Consider the following 18,204-nt stretch of genomic DNA (forward strand, 5'->3'; position numbering starts at 1 on the left):
CCGTCTTTTGGAGTGAAGGTCTGGCCGCCATGCGATCACGTCAAGCGTCAGAACGGGGGTTTACGCAACCGGATTCACCCCTCAAGTTGCGAGCCACACGCATTACGCGGGGCAAGGGAAACAACTATGTCTCTAATGTTCGAACCGCTGCGCAAGTACGCGCAATTCTCGGGACGCGCTCGTCGCTCGGAATACTGGCTCTTCGCGCTCTTCACCTTCGGCGTCGGCGTCGCCATCTCGATCCTGCGCCTGATCATCAGCGGTCCGCAGAGCCTGGAGAGCGGAAACTTCGACGCTCTGGGCCTGGTTAGCCTGGCCTTCTCGCTGGCCACTTTCATTCCCAGCCTGGCGGTCGGTTTCCGTCGCCTGCACGACACCGATCGCTCGGCCTGGTGGATCCTCATCGCCTTGATTCCGCTGATCGGCGTGATCGTGCTGCTGGTCTTCTACATCCTGCCGGGCACGACCGGTCCGAACAAGTACGGCCCCGATCCGAAGCAGACCATCAAGGACGCCGCCGAAACCTTTGCCTGAGGCATCGATCGGACACAGCAAGGCGCGCCGCTCTCGACGAGAGCGGCGCGCTTTTTCTTTGGGCCTTAGGCGTTAGAACTTTCGGGCGTAGCCCACCGACACGACGTTGGCGTCATCGGCGTCGTTGTCGCGGAACTGCTGGCGCGTGTAGTCGACGCGCACGCCGTTCTTGTCGTCGAACTTGTATTGGGCGCCGACGCCGTAGTTGACGCTGTCGGCGTCGAACTTGCTCTCAACGCCGGCCAGCTTCTGCTTGAACTGAGTGTTGCCGTAGCCGACGCGGCCGATCAGGTCGATGTTGGGGGTCACCGGCAGGAAGCCCACGCCATAGACGGCGGCCGAGTGGGTCTGCTCGATGCTGGAGCGGACGCCGGCGCGGTCGATGTTGTCGTCCTTCACGCCGCCGGACAGTTCGCCCTCGACGCCGAAGTGCGGGGTCAGCTTGGCGCCCAGGCGGCCCTGGACAGCGCCCGTATCGGCGCCTTCGGCGCGCGAGCTGTTGTAACCGAGGTTGCCATAGATTTCCGGCGAGCTCGATTGAGCGTGGGCCAGAACCGGAACAGCAGCGACCGACATGGCGGCGATAGCCGCAGACATGAGAACCTTCATTATTTTTACTCCTGATACTGGGATTTCTTGTGCTCCCTCAGCCTCCTCTGGGTATTGGGGCAACGAGGCCCGGATTTGACCGTACCCTGACCTGTTTGGGGCCATTGCGTGACGTTTCCGACATTTGAACGAGTGATTGTGGCCGCCAGCCTAAAGTTCCGCTGCGGGAGGTCGAATAGCCGCGGGCGATGCGGCGAAGACACGCCCTCCGGGGAGGTGACGGCGGCGCGGGGCGTGCTATTGATCGCGTCCAAACAGTGATCAGATCGGCGCGCCCATGTCGTGCGCCGGCCCATCGGGACCGCCGCCTTGCATCAAGCCGTCATCGCCGCCACGGGGCTCTTCACCCCGCCGTTCAGCATCTCGAACGTAGAACTGGTCGACGCCTTCAACGCCTATGTCGAACGCTTCAACACCGCCAACGCCGAGGCCATCGCGGCCGGAGAAGCCACGGCGCTGGCCCCGTCCTCGCCCGAGTTCATCGAGAAGGCGTCGGGCATCAAGGCCCGCTACGTGATGAACAAGGACGGCATCATCGACCCCGAGGTCATGAGGCCCAATCTGCCCGAGCGCCCCAACGACCAGATCTCGATCCTGGCCGAGATGGCCGTGAAAGCCGCGCAGCAGGCCATAGCCGCTTGGGGCAAGCCTGTTTCGGAGATCGGTGCGGTGATCTGCGCGGCCTCGAACATGCAGCGCGCCTATCCGGCCATGGCCATCGAGGTGCAGCAGGCCCTGGGTATCGAGGGCTTCGCCTTCGACATGAACGTGGCCTGCTCGTCGGCCACCTTCGGCATCAAGACCGCCGCCGACTTCATCGCCACCGGCAGCGCCAAGGCCGTGCTGATGGTCAATCCCGAGATCTGCTCGGGCCACCTGAACTTCAAGGACCGCGACAGCCACTTCATCTTCGGCGACGTGGCCACGGCCGTGATTCTGGAGGAGGCCTCGCAGGCTGCGGGCGGCTGGGAAATCCTGGGCACGCGCCTGAAGACCCAGTTCTCCAACAACATCCGCAACAACTTCGGCTTCCTCAACAACGCCGCCCCCGAAGGGATCGGCGCGCGGGACAAGCTCTTCGTGCAGGAAGGCCGCAAGGTGTTCCGCGAGGTGGTGCCGATGGTCAGCGAAATGATCGTCGAGCACGCCGGCGACATCGGTCTCGACGCCACCGCTCTCAAGCGACTGTGGCTGCACCAGGCCAACATCAACATGAACGACCTGATCGCCCGCAAGGTGCTGGGCCGCGATCCGCAGGCCGGCGAGAACGTCATCATTCTCGACGAGTACGCCAACACCTCCTCGGCCGGCTCGATCATCGCCTTCCACACCGCCAATGACGATTTCGCCCCCGGCGACACCGGCCTGATCTGCAGCTTCGGCGCAGGCTACTCGGCCGGCACCGTGTTCGTCAGGAAGCGCTGAGCGGCGCGGCGCGCGGGAACCTGAGTTCGCGCGCGAACGACGCCAGGATCAGCGGCCACCCATGGTCGGAGGCCATTCCCTGGCGGATGGCTTCCGCGCCGTCGCCATGCCGGTCGAGATTGCGGTGCTCGACCGTCACTCGGGTCCCCTCGCCCGCCGGCTCGAACCGGAACTCGACCTCGCTCTGGCGCTCCAGCGGCTCGACGCCGCGATCGGAGGCGACGTTGAAGCCGACCACCAGCCGATGGCCAGGGTCGTAGGCGCGAACGTCGCCCCACGGGCTTTCGGCGCCGTCGCTGTCGACCTCGAACCAGGTCCCACCAGCCACCGGCTCCACATGCACGGTGACGAAGCGCGCGCCGCCGCGGCTGTAGGCCATCGGCCACCAGCGCCCCATGTCGCCGACGAAGCGGGCGAAGGCTTCGGCAGGCAGGGCCTCGACGGTGATCTCGCTGATGATCGGCTGGGCCATACGCATCCTCCTGGCGGAGGGAACGCGCACGGCGCCGAAGGGATCACCCGGGCGTCGCCGCCTGGGCGATCGGCTCCAGCGTGACGGCGACCGGAGCGCCGGCGTCCTGCGCCAGGGTCCAGCCGCTAGCGGCGCGACCGATGGCGTAGCAGCGGCGCGAACCGCGCTCCTCGGTCAGGCACAGTTTTCCATCCGCGATGGCGTAGCGCCCCTTGGACCAGCCGAAATCGTGCCGTTCGAACCAGCTTCCGTCGGCCCTAAGCGCGATCCCGTCCATGCCCACGGGCATTCTCGGAAAGACGACAAGATGGTCGCTGAACGACGCCCGGGCGTCGAGGTCGAGTGCGACCGTCGGCTTAGGATGCGCCGCCTTCCATTCCATGGCCCGCTGGATACGACGGCCGACGGCCGGGTGGTCGTAGAAGATGATCTCTTCCAGCCGCCCCGGCGTGGCGGCGCGGTACTCGATGGTCTTGACCAGGGCCTTGGACAGGCCGTCCGGCTCGTTGAAGTGCGAGAGGCTGTAGTGGTCGGCGTCGCTTTCGGCGATGCGGATCAGGCTGCTGGTCACCGGCGTCGCCAGCAGGAAGAGCACGGTCATCACGGCGCTCAGCACCGGCAGGCCGGCCGGATCGGCCACGCCCCTGATTTCCTCGCCGCCCAGCAGGCGCGCGGCCGGCGCGAACAGCCGGTCGACCAGGAAGAAGGCCAGGACGGCCAGCAGGCTCATGACGCCGGCGATCCATAGTGAGTGGTGACGGGCGTAGTGGCCCATCTCGTGCCCGACCACGCCACGCACCTCGGCGATGTCCGCGCCCTTCTTGAACATGGTGTCGCTCATCGCCACGCGGGCTGAGCCGAACAGGCCCGAGACGTTGGCGGTATAGGCGTTGGACTGTTTGGAGCCGTCGTAGATGAAGATCTTGTCGGACGGCACGCCGACCTGCCTGGCCATGGCCACCACCTCGTCGCGGACCGGACCGGCCGGCGCGGGCGTATACTTGTTGAAGATCGGCTCGATGTAGAGCGGCGCCAGCAACATGGCGGCGGCGATGAAGACTGCGGTCAGCCCGCCGCCCCACAGCCACCAGGTGCGCGGCGCCTTGCGGATCAGGGCGTAGAGGGCGGTGAAGAACAGGCCGCCGATCACGGCGGTGATGGCCAGGGAGATCGCGCCCTCGCCCAGCCAGCCTGGAAAGGCCTGACTGGTCAGGCCGTACTGCTTCTGCCGCCACCACTGGCTGTAGGCGGCCCAGGGCAGAGACAACAGGCTGTCGACGACCAGATAGACCACGCCAACCAGAAAACTGGCCAGAATCGGCCGACTGCGCCGCCCCTCGATCTTGCGTCGGAGCGCGGTCAGCGCCCCGCTGCGCACGATCAGGAAGGCGACAAGGAGCGCCACCAGCGTCCCCCACAGCAGCAGCCAGTGACCGCCGTGGGTATAGGCGCTTGCCCGGGCGTGCGCCTCGGGCGGCAGCTGGGCCAGGTAGGCCGCAGTCGCCGCAGCCGGATCGAAGTTCTGCGCCATACGTCTCCCCCGAGAAGCAAACCTGCAGCAGCAAGCCAGAGCCGGACGCCCGCGTCAGGTTAAATCGCCGTCAGGTCGCGCTGGCCTTGCGTCGCAGACGCCTTGGCCCCTGGCGGCGACGGCGCAGCGGTATAGAACTGGGCCGATGACCTTCGCTTCGAGGCCCGCCATGCGATTCCCAGCCCGCCGTGACATCCTGCTGGGCCTGGGGGCCGGAGGCGCGTTGACCCTGGCCGGCTGCGGCGGCAAGGACGCTGGCGCGGGCCAGAGCGGCGCGGCCCGGGTCGAGGCGACCAAGACCCTGCGCATCGGCCTGGAGGGCACCTATCCGCCGTTCAACTTCCAGGGCGCCGACGGCCAGCTGACCGGCTTCGACGTCGACTTCGCCAAGGCCCTGGCCGAGCAGATGAAGGTGAAGCCCGAGTTCGTGGCCGCGCCGTTCGCCGGTCTGCTGGGAGCGCTGGAATCGGGCCGCACCGACGTCGTCATCAACCAGATCACCATCACGCCCGAGCGCGCGGCCAAGTACGACTTCTCCAGGCCCTATACGGTGTCGGGCATCTTGATCATCGTGCCCAAGGGCAAGACGGGCGTCGCCGGCCCGGCCGACCTGGCCGGCAGGAAGGTCGGCGTGGGCCTGGGCACCCATTACGAGCAGTGGCTGCGCCAGAACCAGCCCAAGGCCGAGATCCGCACCTATGACGACGATCCGACCAAATACCAGGACCTGCGGGCTGGCCGCATCGACGCCGTGCTGAACGACCGCCTGGTCGCCGCCGACTTCCTGAAGACCGCCCCCGACCTGGTCGCCGCGGGGCCGGCCTTCGCCCCGCAGAGCCAGGGCGTGGTCATGAAGCGCGACCCGGCCCTGAAGGTGCTGGTGGACGAAGCCATCGAGGCCCTGCGGGCCGACGGACGCCTGGCCGCCATCTCGCAGAAGTGGTTCGCCCTGGACGTGACACGCTAGGCCATGAACGCGGCCGAGCTCATCGCCCAGTCGGCGCCGCTGCTGCTGAAGGGCGCGGTCTATACCGTGCTGCTCAGCGTGATCGGCATGAGCCTGGGCCTGCTGCTGGGCTTTGGCCTGGCGCTGATGCGGCTGTCGCGCTCGCCGCTGCTGGCTTGGCCGGCGGCCGTCTACGTCTCGGCCTTCCGGGGCACGCCCCTGCTGGTGCAGCTGTTCCTGATCTATTACGGCCTCCCGCAGCTTGGACTGGAGCTGCCGCCGCTGCTGGCGGCCGGGATCGGCTTTTCGCTGAACGTCGCCGCATACGCCGGCGAGATTCTGCGCAGCGCGATCGCCGCCGTCGACAAGGGCCAGTGGGAGGCCGCCGCGGTGCTGGGCCTGACCCGCGGCCAGGCCATGCGCCGGATCATCCTGCCCCAGGCCGCCCGGACCGCCGTCGCGCCCCTCTCGAACAGCTTCATCAGCCTGGTGAAGGACACCTCGCTGGCCGCGACCATCCAGGTGCCGGAGCTGTTCCGCCAGGCCCAGCTGATCACCGCCCGGACGTACGAGATCTTCGCCATGTACCTCAGCGCCGCGGCCATCTACTGGATCCTCTCCAGCCTGCTGGCGCTGGGCCAGGGATGGCTGGAACGCCGCGCGGAGGCCCGTCGATGAGCGCCATCGAGGCCAGGGGCCTGTCCAAGCGCTTTGGCGACACCGCCGTGCTGAACGGCGTAGACCTGACGCTCGCCCCCGGCGAGGTGGTGGCCGTGATCGGCCCCAGCGGCTCGGGCAAGAGCACCCTGCTGAGGTGCCTGGCCGGCCTGGAGGCGCTGGACGGCGGAAGCCTGTCGATCGCCGGCGTGCAGGCCGGCGGCAAGACGCCTCTGGCCCGCGCCCTGAAGGGCCGCGTCGGCTTCGTGTTCCAGAACTTCAACCTGTTCCCGCACAAGACCGCGCTGGAGAACGTGGCCGAAGCCCCGATCGTCGTGCGCGGCGATCCGCCCGCCAAGGCCCGCCGGAGGGCGCTGGAGCTGCTGACCAAGGTGGGGCTGGCCCATCGCGCCGACGCCTATCCCGGCGCCCTCTCAGGCGGCCAGCAGCAGCGCTGCGCCATAGCCCGGGCCCTGGCCATGGACCCGGAGGTCATCCTGTTCGACGAGCCGACCTCGGCGCTGGATCCCGAACTGGTCGGCGAGGTGCTGGCGGTCATTGGCGACCTGGCCGCCGAGAAGCGGACCATGGTCATCGTCACCCACCAGATGGACTTCGCCCGCGAGGTCGCCGACCGGACGATCTTCATGGACGAGGGCGTGATCCTTGAGCAGGGGCCGTCCGCGACGCTGTTCTCCGAACCACGAGAAGATCGAACGCGAAGGTTTCTCAGTAAATTGCGAAGCTTGCAGCCATAATTTAGCCTCTGGCGCCCGCCACCCCTCCCGGGCTACGCCGCGTGTGTCTAGAGGCGAGGATTCGTGAAAACCTACATCGACCTGAAAGGCGTCTCCGGCGCCGTCTATCGCTACAAGCTGGCCGAGGATCGCGACCCGCGCACCACGATCGCCGGCAACTATCTCTACGTGAACGCCGAAGGCGTCGTGGTGTTCGCCGGCGAGGCCAACAATCTGCACGACTCCACCCGCGGCTTCGCTGAAGCGGCCGAGAAACACGGGGCCGAGCACCTGTATACGCGCCTGAACGTGTCGGGGGCTTCGCGCGCCGACGAACTTGCCGACCTGCTGGCGGAACTGTCGCCGGCCGGCAACGCCGCGCAAGCGGAAGACTGATCCCGTCAGGCCTCGGCGAAGAACTCGCCGAGCCTCACGACCACGTCGGGCGCGGGCGTCATGATCGCCTGCAGGTGATCGCCCGGCGTCGACAGGAACGGCAGCCCATGGGCCGCCGCGAAGGCCTGGGACGGCGCGTGATAGGGATCCGCCGTCCCGTCCCACAGCAGCACCGGCGCGCCCGCGCCCAGCACCGCCTCGGCTGCGCCGTCCAGCGTGTTCAGCGCCTCGAACGCAGCCTGGACGCCCGGCAGGATCTCCGGCGTCACCCAGCTCACCAGGGCCGGCGCGACCTGCTGGCTGAACCCCCAAAAGATATCGAAGCGGATCGGACCCGACGGCCCCTTGGGCACGCCGTTCGCCAGATCCCAGCCGCCGATGGTCAGCGAGGCCAGGCGCCGCGGATAGTACCTGGCCACGCCCACGGCCATCCAGCCGCCCATCGAATAGCCTACGAGGTGCGCCTTCTCCGCGCTCAGGGCGTCCAGCACCGCCACGATGTCGCCGGCCCGCTGGTCCTGGGCGTAGAGCGCCGGATCGGTCGGCTTGTCGCTGAGGCCATGGCCCAGGGAATCGACGCAGGCCACGGTGAAGCGATCGGCCAGGGCGGCGACGAACCCGTTCGCCCGCCAGCTTTCGGCGTCCATGAACAGCCCGTGCTGCAGCACCACCAGCGGTCCCCGCCCCTCCACCGTGTAATGGATCTTCTGGCCGCGATGGGTGGCGAAGGGCATGGGCGAGTCTCCGGACAAGGGGACCGCCAGTCAGGCTGGTCCACAATTTCGCGCAAGGCGAACGGGACGAGAACACCCCGGCTTGTCTATCCTGACGGCGATGCGTCCCGAGTCGCTCTTTCCCCTGTTCGCCGCGATCTCGACCCTCAAGGGGGTCGGGCCGCGCGTCGCCCCGCTGGTCGAGAGACTGGCCGGCCCGATCGTGCGCGACGTGCTGTTCACCGCGCCGCAGAGCCTGATCAGGCGCACCGCGACCACGGCCGCCCTGGCCCAGGACGGCCAGGTCCAGACCTTCGTCGTCACCATCGACGCCCACCTGCCGCCGCAGCGCTCGGGCCAGCCCTGGCGGATCCGGGGCTGGGACGACACCGGCTTCGTCACCCTGGTGTGGTTCAAGGGCCACGGCCCGCACCTGGAGCGTCAGCATCCGGTCGGCGCGCGCCGGGCCGTCAGCGGCAAGGTCGAGCGGTTCGGGTCGGAGATTCAGGTCGCCCACCCCGATTACATGCTCGAAGCCGAGCGGATCGACGAGATTCCGGCGATCGAGCCGGTCTATCCGGCGACGGCGGGCCTGCCCTCGCGCACCTTCCGCAAGTTCGCGCTGGAGGCCCTGTCGCGCGCCCAGCCGCTGCCCGAGTGGCAGGACGCCGCGTGGATGGCGCGCGAGAGCCTGCCGCCCTGGCGCGAGGCCTTCGAGCGGCTGCATGGCCCCGAGGGCGAGATCGACCTGTCGCCGATGTCGGCGGCCCGCCGGCGCCTGGCCTATGACGAACTCCTGGCCCACCAACTGGCCCTGGCGCAGCGCAAGGCCGGCAAGCGCGCCCAGCCGGGGCCGCGCATCGTCTCGGGGCCGCTGGCCGAGGCGGCCGAGAAGGCCCTGCCCTTCCGCCTGACCGGCGCCCAGGTGCGGGCGCTGTCTGAGGTGCGCGGGGACCTGGCCCATGGCGAGCGGATGAGCCGCCTGCTGCAGGGCGACGTCGGCTCGGGCAAGACCGTCGTGGCCATGCTGGCCATGGCCGACGCGGCCGGCGCCGGCTTCCAGTCGGCCCTGATGGCCCCGACCGAGATCCTGGCCCGCCAGCATTACGAAACCCTGGCCCCGCCGCTGGAGGCGCAGGGATTGGCGGTCGTGCTGCTGACCGGCCGCGACAAGGGCGGCGCCCGCGCCGCCAAGCTGCAGAAGCTGGCCGACGGCTCGGCGGCCGTGGCGGTGGGCACCCACGCCCTGTTCCAGGACGACGTGGCCTTCAAGAGCCTGGCCCTGACCATCATCGACGAGCAGCACCGCTTCGGCGTCAACGAGCGCCGGCGGCTGCAGGAAAAGGGTGAAGGGGTGCACCTGCTGGCCATGTCGGCCACGCCGATCCCGCGCACGCTGGAGCTGACCGTGTTCGGCGACCTGGACGTCTCGCGGATCGACGAGAAGCCGCCGGGGCGAACGCCGGTGGCCACGCGCGCCGCGCCGACGCCGCGCGTGCCCGAGATCGTCGATCGTTTGCGCAGCGCCATCGAGGGCGGCGCCCAGGCCTTCTGGATCTGCCCGCTGGTCTCGGAGTCCGAGAAGGTCGACCTGCGCGCCGCCGAGGACCGCGCCGCCGACCTGAGGAAGGTTCTGGGGTCGCGCGTGGGTTTGGTGCACGGGCAGATGCCGGCGGCCGAGAAGGACGCGGTCATGCAGGCCTTCGTCGACGGCGAGGTCGGGGTGCTGGTGGCCACCACCGTGGTCGAGGTGGGCGTCAACGTACCCAACGCCAGCATCATGGTCATCGAGCACGCCGACCGCTTCGGCCTGGCGCAGCTTCATCAGCTTCGCGGGAGAGTGGGTCGGGGAATGCGCGAAAGCTCCTGCGTGCTGCTGTACGACCCGCCTCTCTCGGAAGTCGCCCAGCAGCGGCTCGACATCCTGCGGCGCTCCGACGACGGCTTCGAGATCGCCGAGAAGGACCTGGAGCTGCGCGGCGGCGGCGACCCGCTGGGCCTCAAGCAGAGCGGCTTTCCCGCCTATCGCCTGGCCGATCCCGTCGCCCACCGCGACCTGATCGCCGTCGCCGCCGACGACGCCCGCCTGATCCTGGCGCGCGACCCGGCGCTGGCCTCGCCGCGCGGCGAGGCGGTGCGGACCCTGCAGGCCTTGTTCGACTGGAAGCCGGCGTCGGGCCTGAACGACGCGGGGTGAGGCGCCAGCCCTCCGGCCCGTCTATCGAAATGCTCCCCCTGAAGGGGGAGCTGTCGCGGAGCGACTGAGGGGGAGGTGACTGCTGCTTGGGCGGGAGCACTGATCTCATCAGTCACTTCCCCCTCCGGCCCTCCGGGCCACCTCCCCCTTCGGGGGGAGGATCTTGGACACGCGACTTCGGCCTCTCGCGCGATTGCGCAGAGCTTATGGAGAGGGCGCGGGGCGTCCGGGCCTCGCCCGGATGTGTGAGTTCTAAGTACCGTTTCGACGAAGCTTGAACGCCCCGCGCGATCGTTACGCCTCAGGCCGGGACGCGCGGGCCTCTTCCGCCCTGTGCCCCTTCCCCATGCAGTGCGCCCCGTTTCTTGGCGGCCAGGCGTGCATGGCGGCGCGGACCCTTGGACGGGCGGGAGCCTAGTCAGGCAAGCTCCCGATGGATGGGTTTACGTCCCCCATCCTCATTTAAGCCTTCAGGCCCGGCTCACGCCGCTCCTTCAGCCCCGCTCGATCGCATCCACGTCGCACGCTTCGGGCCGGATCCTTGCGCCCTCTCCCTGCGACGGGACCCAATGATTATGCGGCGGGATTCAGCGCGTCTGATCCAGGCGCTTGAGAAAGTTGTAAACGGTTGATCGCGTTCAGGTCTTTGCGCCGAACGCCGGGGATCCACGCTGCTCTATCCCCGTCCGACCCACCTTCCGTAAAATCCCCGCTTTCGCGGAGATTTTACGGGTGGGGTATGGTCTTGCTCCGGGAGGGCTGCCAGCCCTGCCCAAGCTGGGGACGGTAATCCTTAGCGCCGGCGCTGCCCCCTCCGGCCCTTCGGGCCGCCTCCCCCTTCAGGGGGAGGATCCACGCCCCCTACCCCGTGACGAACACCTTCTTCAGCTCGGTCTTCAGGATCTTGCCGTTGGCGTTCCTGGGCAGGGTCTCGGGCCAGAAGATCACCTTCACGGGCACCTTGAAGGCGGCGAGGCGGTCGGCGACGAAGGCGCGCAGCTCGTCTTCGGTGGCGATGGCGCCGGGCTTGAGGGTGACGACCGCGGCGGGCTCCTCGCCCAGGGTCTTGTGCTCGACGCCGACAAGGGCGGCGTCCATCACGGCCGGGTGGTCGTAGAGGACGTTCTCGACCTCGATGCAGTAGATGTTCTCGCCGCCGCGGATCAGCATGTCCTTGGCCCGGTCGATGATGTAGCAGAAGCCCTCTTCATCCAGCCGCGCCAGGTCGCCCGTGCGCACCCAGCCGTCGATGAAGGTCTGGGCCGTGGCCTCGGGCTTGTTCCAGTAGCCCTTCACCACCTGCGGCCCCTTGCACCAAAGCTCGCCCACCGAGCCGATCGGCAGCTCCTCGTAGGGAGCTTCCAGGGTCATGATCTTCAGGTCGGTGACCGGCACGGCCGGACCGCAGCTTTCGGGGCGGTTCTCGTAATCCTCGGCCGAGTTGGAGGTGGCCGTCGCCGAGGTCTCGGTCATGCCCCAGCCGTTGCCCGGCGAGGACTTGGGCCAGATCTCCTTGATCTTGCGCACCAGCTCCGGGGCCGAGGGCGCGCCGCCATAGGCCACGGCCTCGAGCGACGACAGGTCGTACTTGTCGCGACTGGGGTGCTCGATGATCTGCCAGGCGATGGTGGGCACGCCGCCCATCTGCGTCAGCTTCTCGTCCTGGATCAGCTGCATGGCCTTTTCGGGATCCCACTTGCGGATCATGGCCATCTTGGCCCCGCCGAACAGCGAGGGGTTCATCACCGCGAAACAGCCGGTGGCGTGGAAGAACGGCACCGAGATCAGCGCCCCCTTCTGCGGCAGGCTGGGATCGGGCTGGGGCGGGGCCTCGCCGCGGCGCAGGAAGCTGCGCGCGGAAGCGGCCGCGGCGGCGAAGATGTTGCTGTTGACGGCCCGATGGGTGGCCAGGGCGCCCTTGGGCTTACCCGTGGTGCCCGAGGTGTAGAAGATCGTCGCGTCGTCCTCGGGACCCAGTTCGACGTTGGAGAGCGGGCGCTCCTCCAGCTTGATCCAGTCGTTTGGACAGCCGATCACGCTTTCCAGACGCGTGACGTACGGATGGGCGATGTCTTCCTTGCTGCGCGAGACGTAGACGCGCTTGAGCTGCGGGCAGTTGTCGAAGTGCTCGGCCAGGCGCTCGAAGCGCTCGACGTCCATGATCGCCACCGAGGCGCCGGAGTCGGTGAGGCCGTATTCGAGCTCCGGCCCGGTCCACCAGGCATTCAGCGGCGTGAGGATCGCGCCGATCGACAGGCCCGCATAGAAGGCCACGGGCCATTCGGGCAGGTTGCGCATGATCAGGGCGACCCGGTCGCCCTTCTGGACGCCCTTGGCCTCCAGCTCGGCGGCGAAGGCCGTCACCGCCCGGTAGAAGGCCTCGAAGCTGACCCGCTCGTCCTCGTGGACGAGGTAGATCTTGTCGCCGTGGGTGCGGCCGACCTGCAGGGTGTGGCGCAGCGTGGGCGGGAGGTTCTTCCAGGTCCGGGTCGGCACGCCGCGGATCACCACCTCCTCCATCTCGCCGGCCGATCCGGGGGCGGTGATCAGGGCGTAGGCCTGCTTCACCGACATGGCTGGCCATGGAACAGGGGTAGGCGCCTGAGCGGCCTGGGTCATTCGTTACTCTCCCGGTGTCGATCGCGCTCGTTCGAGCGGCGCGTTTCCGTCGAGTAAGCACGCCCGGGCGGCCGATGTAAACGGTCGTTTGGACGATAGGGGAACAATGTTTAGTTGGCTGCCCGATCCCTCTCCCCTTGCGGAAGAAGGTGGCGGCGAAGCCGACATATGAGGGGTCGCGCGGCGAGGTCTGAGAGATCCCTCGCCCACCCTCGCTCCGCGGGGCCACCCTCTCCCACAAGGGAGAGGGATCGCGATCAGCCCATCGCCGCCAGACGGCCCAGGGCCGCTTCCAGCTTGGCCTTGGCCGCTTCGGCTTCGGCGAGGCGCTCGCGGTTTTCCTCGACGACCTCGGGCTTGGCGCGGGCCAGGAAGTCGGGGTTGCCGAGCTTCTTGCCGGTCTTTTCGATCTCCGACACGTGGCCGGCGATCTCCTTGGTCAGGCGGGCCTTCTCGGCGGCGACGTCGATGAACTCGGCGACGCCCAGGGCGCCGGTCGCTTCACCCATCACCACCGGGGCCGTGCCGGCGGGCGCGGCCTCGGCGATGGAGACCTCGCCCAGGCGGGCCAGGCTGACCAAGAGGTCGCGCTGGCGCTCCAGGCGGCCAAGGGTGCCCTCGCCCGCCCCCACCACGGCCAGGGCCGGCTTGGCCGACGGCGGCACGTTCATTTCGGCGCGCAGCGAGCGGATCTCGCCGACGGTGTCGACCAGCCAGCCGATCTCGGCGGCGGCCTCGGCGTCGATCCAGCTGTCGGGCATTTGCGGCCAGCGGGTGGAGATCAGCATGCTCTCGCGAGCCGGACCGCCCTCCTCGGCCGTCTTGTCCCACAGCTCCTCGGTGATGAACGGCATCACCGGGTGCAGCAGGATCAGGATCTGGTCGAGCACCCAGGCGGTCATGGCGCGGGTCTCGGCCTTTGCGGCTTCGTCCTCGCCGTTGAGCACGGGCTTGGCCAGCTCCAGGTACCAGTCGCAGAAGACGTTCCAGATGAAGCGGTAGAGCGCGCTGGCGCCCTCGTCGAAGGCCGGGGCCTCGAAGGCCTTGGTGACCTCGGCCAGGGTCTTGACCACCTCGCCGCGGATCCACTTGTTGAGCGGCTGGGCGACCTGCGCCGGGTCAAAGCCCTCGACGCGGACGCAGCCGTTCATCTGGGCGAAGCGCGTGGCGTTCCATAGCTTGGTGCCGAAGTTGCGATAGCCTTCGATGCGCTGCTTCGACAGCTTGATGTCGCGCGCCTGGCCCGACATGGCCGTCAGGGTGAAGCGCACGGCGTCGCAGCCCAGCTCGTCGATCAGGGCCAGCGGGTCGATGACGTTGCCCTTGGACTTGCTCATCTTGGCGCCCTTCTCGTCACGGACGAGGGCGTTGATGAACACCTGCTTGAAGGGCACTTCGTCCATGAAGTGGATGCCCATCATCATCATCCGGGCGACCCAGAAGAAGATGATGTCGAAGCCGGTGACCAGGGTGCTGGTCGGATAGAAGCGGGCGACGTCGGGCGTCTTTTCCGGCCAGCCCAGGGTCGAGAACGGCCACAGGGCCGAGCTGAACCAGGTGTCGAGGACGTCCTCGTCCTGGGTCAGCTGGACGTCGGCGCCGAACTGCGCGCGGGCGGCGGCGTAGGCGGCTTCCTTGGTCTCCTCGACGAAGATCGAGCCTTCCGGCCCAAACCACGCCGGGATGCGGTGGCCCCACCAGAGCTGGCGCGAGACGCACCAGGGCTCGATGTTGCGCAGCCACTCGAAGTAGGTCTTCTCCCAGTGCCTGGGCTCGAAGACGGTGTCGCCGTTCTCGACCGCCTTCAGGGCCGGCTGGGCCAGGGTGTAGGCGTCGACGTACCACTGGTCGGTCAGGTAGGGCTCGATGACCACGCCCGAACGGTCGCCGTGCGGGACCATGTGGCGGGTCTTCTCGATCTCCTTCAGCCAGCCCTCTTCCTCGGCGCGGGCGACGATGGCCTTGCGCGCGGCGAAGCGGTCCATGCCGACATACTCGGGCGGGACGTCGCCGTTGAGCTTGGCTTCCGGCGTCAGGATGTTGATCGACGGCAGGCCGGCGCGCTTGCCGACCTGGAAGTCGTTGAAGTCGTGCGCCGGGGTGATCTTCACCGCACCCGAGCCCTTGGTCGGGTCGGCGTAGTCGTCGGCGACGATGGGGATGCGGCGGCCGACGATCGGCAGGACGACGTCCTTGCCGACCAGGTCCTTGTAGCGCTCGTCGGTCGGATGGACGGCCACGCCGGTGTCGCCCAGCATCGTTTCGGGACGGGTGGTGGCCACGACGATGTAGCCGCGTGTCTCATATTGGGTCGGCTTGCCCTCGTCGTCGAACGCGACGGGGTGCTGGTAGGTGACGCCGTCGGCGAGCGGATAGGCGAAGTGCCAGTAGGCGCCGTCGACCTCCTTCTGCTCGACCTCAAGGTCGGAGATGGCGGTCTGGAACTGCGGGTCCCAGTTGACCAATCTCTTGTCACGATACAGCAGGCCCTGCTTGTGCAGCTGGACGAAGACCTTGCGGACGGCGGCCGACAGGCCCTCGTCCAGGGTGAAGCGCTCGCGCGACCAGTCGCAGCTGGCGCCCAGGCGGCGCAGCTGGTTGGTGATTGCGCCGCCGCTTTCGGCCTTCCATTCCCAGACCTTGTCGACGAAGGCCTCGCGGCCCATGTCGCGGCGGCCGATGTTGCCGGCGGCGGCCAGCTGGCGCTCGACCACCATCTGGGTGGCGATGCCGGCGTGGTCGGTGCCCGGCAGCCACAGGGCGGCCTTGCCGCGCATACGGTGGAAGCGGGTCAGCACGTCCTGCAGCGTGTTGTTCAGGGCGTGGCCGATGTGGAGGCTGCCCGTGACGTTCGGCGGCGGGATCACGATGACGAACGGCTCGGCGTTCGGATCCTCGGACGGCTTGAAGGCCCCGGAGGCCTCCCAGGCTTCGTACAGGCGCGGTTCGACGGCTTTGGGATCGAAGGTCTTTTCAAGCATGGCGGAGGGGATATGCCATCTGCGGCCGCCTGGCGAAACCGGGCGACGGGATTATCGGGGATTTTGAACGGGAAAAGGCGGCCGCGAGCGCGACCGCCTTCTCAAAGTCCGGGCGTCGCACTCCGCTCAGCGGCGGAGCGACGCCGATATCATACGCCGCGGCCGCGCGAGATCCGGTGGACCTCTTCCTCGACCTTGTTCTCGACGATGCGCGGCAGGTTCTGGTCCAGCCACTCCTTGAGCAGCGGACGCAGCAGCTCGCGCACGACGTCTTCCAGCGTGCGGCCGTTGGCCGGCATCAGCAGGGCCGAGCTGAGGCTGCCGAAGGCGCTGGCGGCCAGGCCCGCGGCGTGGTCGCCGACCAGGGTCTCGGCCACTTCGTCGCGGTTGAACACCGGCGGCGGGGTGTAGGCCGGCTCCGGCGCGGGCGGAGGCGGCGCCGGCTCGTAGGCGGGTTCCGGCTCGGGTTCCGGGGCGTAGAGGTCGAGGTCGCCGAGCGTCTCGACCGGGGCCGGCGGCTCGATCGGATCGGTCAGCTCGAGGACGTCGTCCTCGATCACCGGCTCGGGCTCGGGAACCGGCTCGGGCGCGGGCGGCGGCGCCGCTTCGGCGGCCGGAGCGTCGTCTTCGGAGATGATCCGCCTGATCGAGGCGAGGATCTCCTCCATCGTCGGTTCTTGGGAGCTCTGGTCGGACATGATGGGCTGGGCCGTATTAAAGGGCTACGAATCCTTGCGCGCCTCGCAAGACGCGTGCCGCCGATGGTGCAGACTTGCACGGCTTAAGCAAGCCAAGGATTCGCGCCGCGTTGATTCGTCCTGAGAATGGACGGAATTACTTGCCGTCGGAAGACGTAGCGATCGCAGGCGAAGCGACCTTGTCGAGGCTGCGCACCAGGGGCTCCCACGGCACCGAACCCGAATTCACCACGCGATCGTACGAGGTCTTGGGGTCGTAGCGCTCGACGCCCGGCGCCAGCCTGGCCACGTCCAGCGCGCCCATGGCCTGCAGGACGCCGGCGCTGGCGACGTATTCGTCACGGCGGGCGGTGACCAGGGCCAGTTCGGCGGCGCGGAGCTCCTGCTGGGCGTTGAGCACGTCGAGCGTGGTGCGCAGGCCGACCTGCTGCTCCTGGCGCACGCCCTCGAAGGCGATCCTGGTCGCCCTCACCTGCTCTTCGTTGGAGACGAGGTTGGCGCGGGCCGCCAGCAGCGTGCTCCACGCGGCCGAGACCTGCTGGACCACGGTGCGCTTGGCGCCTTCGACCGCGATGCGGGCGGCGTTCTCGCGTTCCTTGGCGGCGCGGACGTTCGAGGCGTTCAGGCCGCCGGTGAACAGCGGCACGCGGGCGGTGACAGCGCCGCTGATGGCGCGGTCGTATTCGCCGAACTGCTTGTACTCGCCGTTCACCTCGTTGGCCGAATAGCCGAGGCTGGCGCCGGCCGAGACGGTCGGCAGATAGGCCGACTTGGCCTGGGCGACGCGGGCGGCGGCGGCGCGCTCGCCGTAGCGGGCGGCCTGGACCGCCGGGTTGTTGGCCTCGGCGGCGTCGAAGGCCTGCTCGACCGAAGCCGGCAGCAGCTCGGCCAGCGACGGCTCGGGCGCGAGATCGGCCGGGTTCTGGCCGACGACCTGGGCATAGTTGGCGCGGGCGACGGCCAGGGTGGCCTGGGCCGACGACAGGCTGGCCCTGGCGGCGGCCAGGCGGGCCTGGGACTGGGCGACGTCGGTGCGGGTGATCTCGCCGACCTCGAAGCGGGCGTTCGACTCGTCGAGCTGACGGGTCAGGACGCTGACGTTCTCCTGGGCGATGCGCAGGCTTTCCTGGCCGCGGCGGACATCGACATAGGCGGTGATGACATTGGCCAGCACGGTCTGCTCGACGCTGCGCAGGTCTTCGCGACCGGCCAGGACGTCGGCCTCGGCGGCCGAGAGCCGGGCGCTGGCCTGGCCGCCCGTGTAGAGCGGCTGGCTCAGTTGCAGGGTGGCGCTGCTGGACGCGGACTTGGTGACGTCCGCGCCGGTGACCACCTGGCCGCCGACCAGGGTGGTGCGGGGGTGGGCCAGATCGGTGCGCGATCCCGAGATCGAACCGTCCAGGCCCAGCGTCGGGCGGAAGCCGGTCTTGGCCTGCACCACGCCTTCGTCGGAAGCGCGCTGGACGGCGCGCTGCTGCTGGATGGTGGGATTGGTCTGGTAGGCCAGGGCGACCGCATCGGTCAGGGTCTCGGCGCTAGCCGCCGAGGCCAGGAAACCCATGCAGCAAGCAGCGGCCAGCAGACTGGCCCGACGGCTCTTCGACATCCCTCATTCCCCAACACACGCGAAGTCCGCGCTTTACACCCAAGCGCTGTAAGGCCCACCGTGGACCATCGCTAGTTAAGCTT

General features: G+C 68.5%; 15 protein-coding genes. 7 read left to right on the forward strand and 8 right to left on the reverse strand.

Going from position 1 to position 18,204, the window contains the following annotated elements; all coding sequences use genetic code 11:
* Nucleotides 1-135 precede the first annotated feature (135 nt).
* Complete coding sequence (locus tag DDF67_RS15875) at nucleotides 136-534, forward strand: DUF805 domain-containing protein (RefSeq protein WP_233247673.1); 399 nt, start codon at nucleotides 136-138, stop codon at nucleotides 532-534.
* Nucleotides 535-606: 72 nt separating this feature from the next.
* On the opposite strand, the gene DDF67_RS15880 is transcribed toward DDF67_RS15875, so the two are convergent.
* Nucleotides 607-1,143, reverse strand: a complete 537-nt coding sequence (locus DDF67_RS15880) for a porin family protein (RefSeq protein ID WP_109101832.1) — start codon at nucleotides 1,141-1,143, stop codon at nucleotides 607-609.
* 309 nt (nucleotides 1,144-1,452) lie between these two features.
* On the opposite strand from DDF67_RS15880, the gene DDF67_RS15885 reads away from it, so the two are divergent.
* Nucleotides 1,453-2,568: a beta-ketoacyl-ACP synthase III gene (locus DDF67_RS15885; protein WP_109101933.1), complete on the forward strand. Its 1,116-nt coding sequence runs from the start codon at nucleotides 1,453-1,455 to the stop codon at nucleotides 2,566-2,568.
* Here DDF67_RS15885 and DDF67_RS15890 read toward each other — a convergent pair.
* Both DDF67_RS15890 and DDF67_RS15895 read right to left on the reverse strand, forming a co-directional pair.
* Nucleotides 2,555-3,040: an SRPBCC family protein gene (locus DDF67_RS15890; RefSeq protein WP_158278065.1), complete on the reverse strand. Its 486-nt coding sequence runs from the start codon at nucleotides 3,038-3,040 to the stop codon at nucleotides 2,555-2,557. The two genes, DDF67_RS15885 and DDF67_RS15890, sit on opposite strands and share 14 nt — an antisense overlap.
* Nucleotides 3,041-3,083: 43 nt before the next feature.
* Nucleotides 3,084-4,571, reverse strand: coding sequence for a M48 family metallopeptidase (locus DDF67_RS15895; RefSeq protein WP_109101834.1), 1,488 nt, complete (start codon nucleotides 4,569-4,571; stop codon nucleotides 3,084-3,086).
* 169 nt (nucleotides 4,572-4,740) lie between these two features.
* On the opposite strand from DDF67_RS15895, the gene tcyJ reads away from it, so the two are divergent.
* The 4 genes from tcyJ to DDF67_RS15915 all read left to right on the forward strand — a co-directional run bounded on the left by tcyJ (nucleotide 4,741) and on the right by DDF67_RS15915 (nucleotide 7,307).
* Nucleotides 4,741-5,538, forward strand: coding sequence for a cystine ABC transporter substrate-binding protein (tcyJ, locus tag DDF67_RS15900; protein ID WP_109101835.1), 798 nt, complete (start codon nucleotides 4,741-4,743; stop codon nucleotides 5,536-5,538).
* 3 nt (nucleotides 5,539-5,541) lie between these two features.
* Complete coding sequence (tcyL, locus tag DDF67_RS15905) at nucleotides 5,542-6,195, forward strand: cystine ABC transporter permease (RefSeq protein ID WP_109101836.1); 654 nt, start codon at nucleotides 5,542-5,544, stop codon at nucleotides 6,193-6,195.
* On the forward strand, nucleotides 6,192-6,932 hold the full coding sequence (locus DDF67_RS15910; protein WP_109101837.1) for an amino acid ABC transporter ATP-binding protein: 741 nt from the start codon (nucleotides 6,192-6,194) through the stop codon (nucleotides 6,930-6,932). Before tcyL ends, DDF67_RS15910 begins: the two co-directional genes overlap by 4 nt.
* A 63-nt stretch (nucleotides 6,933-6,995) precedes the next feature.
* Nucleotides 6,996-7,307 carry a hypothetical protein gene (locus DDF67_RS15915; protein WP_109101838.1) on the forward strand — a complete coding sequence of 104 codons (312 nt, stop codon included), beginning with the start codon at nucleotides 6,996-6,998 and terminating at the stop codon, nucleotides 7,305-7,307.
* Nucleotides 7,308-7,312: 5 nt separating this feature from the next.
* On the opposite strand, the gene DDF67_RS15920 is transcribed toward DDF67_RS15915, so the two are convergent.
* Nucleotides 7,313-8,041, reverse strand: coding sequence for an alpha/beta fold hydrolase (locus DDF67_RS15920; protein ID WP_109101839.1), 729 nt, complete (start codon nucleotides 8,039-8,041; stop codon nucleotides 7,313-7,315).
* Nucleotides 8,042-8,141: 100 nt separating this feature from the next.
* Here DDF67_RS15920 and recG point away from each other — a divergent pair, with 100 nt between their 5' ends.
* Nucleotides 8,142-10,217, forward strand: a complete 2,076-nt coding sequence (gene recG, locus DDF67_RS15925) for an ATP-dependent DNA helicase RecG (protein ID WP_109101840.1) — start codon at nucleotides 8,142-8,144, stop codon at nucleotides 10,215-10,217.
* An 861-nt stretch (nucleotides 10,218-11,078) separates the two neighbouring features.
* On the opposite strand, the gene DDF67_RS15930 is transcribed toward recG, so the two are convergent.
* The 4 genes from DDF67_RS15930 to DDF67_RS15945 all read right to left on the reverse strand — a co-directional run bounded on the left by DDF67_RS15930 (nucleotide 11,079) and on the right by DDF67_RS15945 (nucleotide 18,121).
* A complete protein-coding gene (locus DDF67_RS15930) occupies nucleotides 11,079-12,836 on the reverse strand; it encodes a class I adenylate-forming enzyme family protein (RefSeq protein ID WP_109101841.1) in 1,758 nt (585 codons plus the stop codon).
* A 257-nt stretch (nucleotides 12,837-13,093) separates the two neighbouring features.
* Nucleotides 13,094-15,817 carry a valine--tRNA ligase gene (locus tag DDF67_RS15935; protein ID WP_109101842.1) on the reverse strand — a complete coding sequence of 908 codons (2,724 nt, stop codon included), beginning with the start codon at nucleotides 15,815-15,817 and terminating at the stop codon, nucleotides 13,094-13,096.
* Nucleotides 15,818-15,966: 149 nt separating this feature from the next.
* Complete coding sequence (gene popZ / locus DDF67_RS15940; RefSeq protein ID WP_109101843.1) at nucleotides 15,967-16,515, reverse strand: pole-organizing protein PopZ; 549 nt, start codon at nucleotides 16,513-16,515, stop codon at nucleotides 15,967-15,969.
* Between the two features lie 136 nt (nucleotides 16,516-16,651).
* A complete protein-coding gene (locus DDF67_RS15945) occupies nucleotides 16,652-18,121 on the reverse strand; it encodes a TolC family outer membrane protein (protein ID WP_109101844.1) in 1,470 nt (489 codons plus the stop codon).
* Nucleotides 18,122-18,204: the final 83 nt, after the last annotated feature.

The organism is Caulobacter endophyticus, assembly GCF_003116815.1.
Lineage (GTDB): Bacteria > Pseudomonadota > Alphaproteobacteria > Caulobacterales > Caulobacteraceae > Caulobacter > Caulobacter endophyticus.

Excerpts from the sequence above, each read along its gene's own strand:
- tcyL (WP_109101836.1), top strand. The coding sequence starts at position 5,542 with ATGAACGCGGCCGAGCTCATCGCCCAGTCGGCGCCGCTGCTGCTGAAG.
- DDF67_RS15935 (WP_109101842.1), bottom strand. The coding sequence starts at position 15,817 with ATGCTTGAAAAGACCTTCGATCCCAAAGCCGTCGAACCGCGCCTGTAC.
- DDF67_RS15945 (WP_109101844.1), bottom strand. The coding sequence starts at position 18,121 with ATGTCGAAGAGCCGTCGGGCCAGTCTGCTGGCCGCTGCTTGCTGCATG.
- tcyJ (WP_109101835.1), top strand. The coding sequence starts at position 4,741 with ATGCGATTCCCAGCCCGCCGTGACATCCTGCTGGGCCTGGGGGCCGGA.
- recG (WP_109101840.1), top strand. The coding sequence starts at position 8,142 with ATGCGTCCCGAGTCGCTCTTTCCCCTGTTCGCCGCGATCTCGACCCTC.
- popZ (WP_109101843.1), bottom strand. The coding sequence starts at position 16,515 with ATGTCCGACCAGAGCTCCCAAGAACCGACGATGGAGGAGATCCTCGCC.
- DDF67_RS15895 (WP_109101834.1), bottom strand. The coding sequence starts at position 4,571 with ATGGCGCAGAACTTCGATCCGGCTGCGGCGACTGCGGCCTACCTGGCC.
- DDF67_RS15930 (WP_109101841.1), bottom strand. The coding sequence starts at position 12,836 with ATGACCCAGGCCGCTCAGGCGCCTACCCCTGTTCCATGGCCAGCCATG.
- DDF67_RS15910 (WP_109101837.1), top strand. The coding sequence starts at position 6,192 with ATGAGCGCCATCGAGGCCAGGGGCCTGTCCAAGCGCTTTGGCGACACC.
- DDF67_RS15920 (WP_109101839.1), bottom strand. The coding sequence starts at position 8,041 with ATGCCCTTCGCCACCCATCGCGGCCAGAAGATCCATTACACGGTGGAG.
- DDF67_RS15875 (WP_233247673.1), top strand. The coding sequence starts at position 136 with ATGTTCGAACCGCTGCGCAAGTACGCGCAATTCTCGGGACGCGCTCGT.
- DDF67_RS15890 (WP_158278065.1), bottom strand. The coding sequence starts at position 3,040 with ATGGCCCAGCCGATCATCAGCGAGATCACCGTCGAGGCCCTGCCTGCC.
- DDF67_RS15880 (WP_109101832.1), bottom strand. The coding sequence starts at position 1,143 with ATGAAGGTTCTCATGTCTGCGGCTATCGCCGCCATGTCGGTCGCTGCT.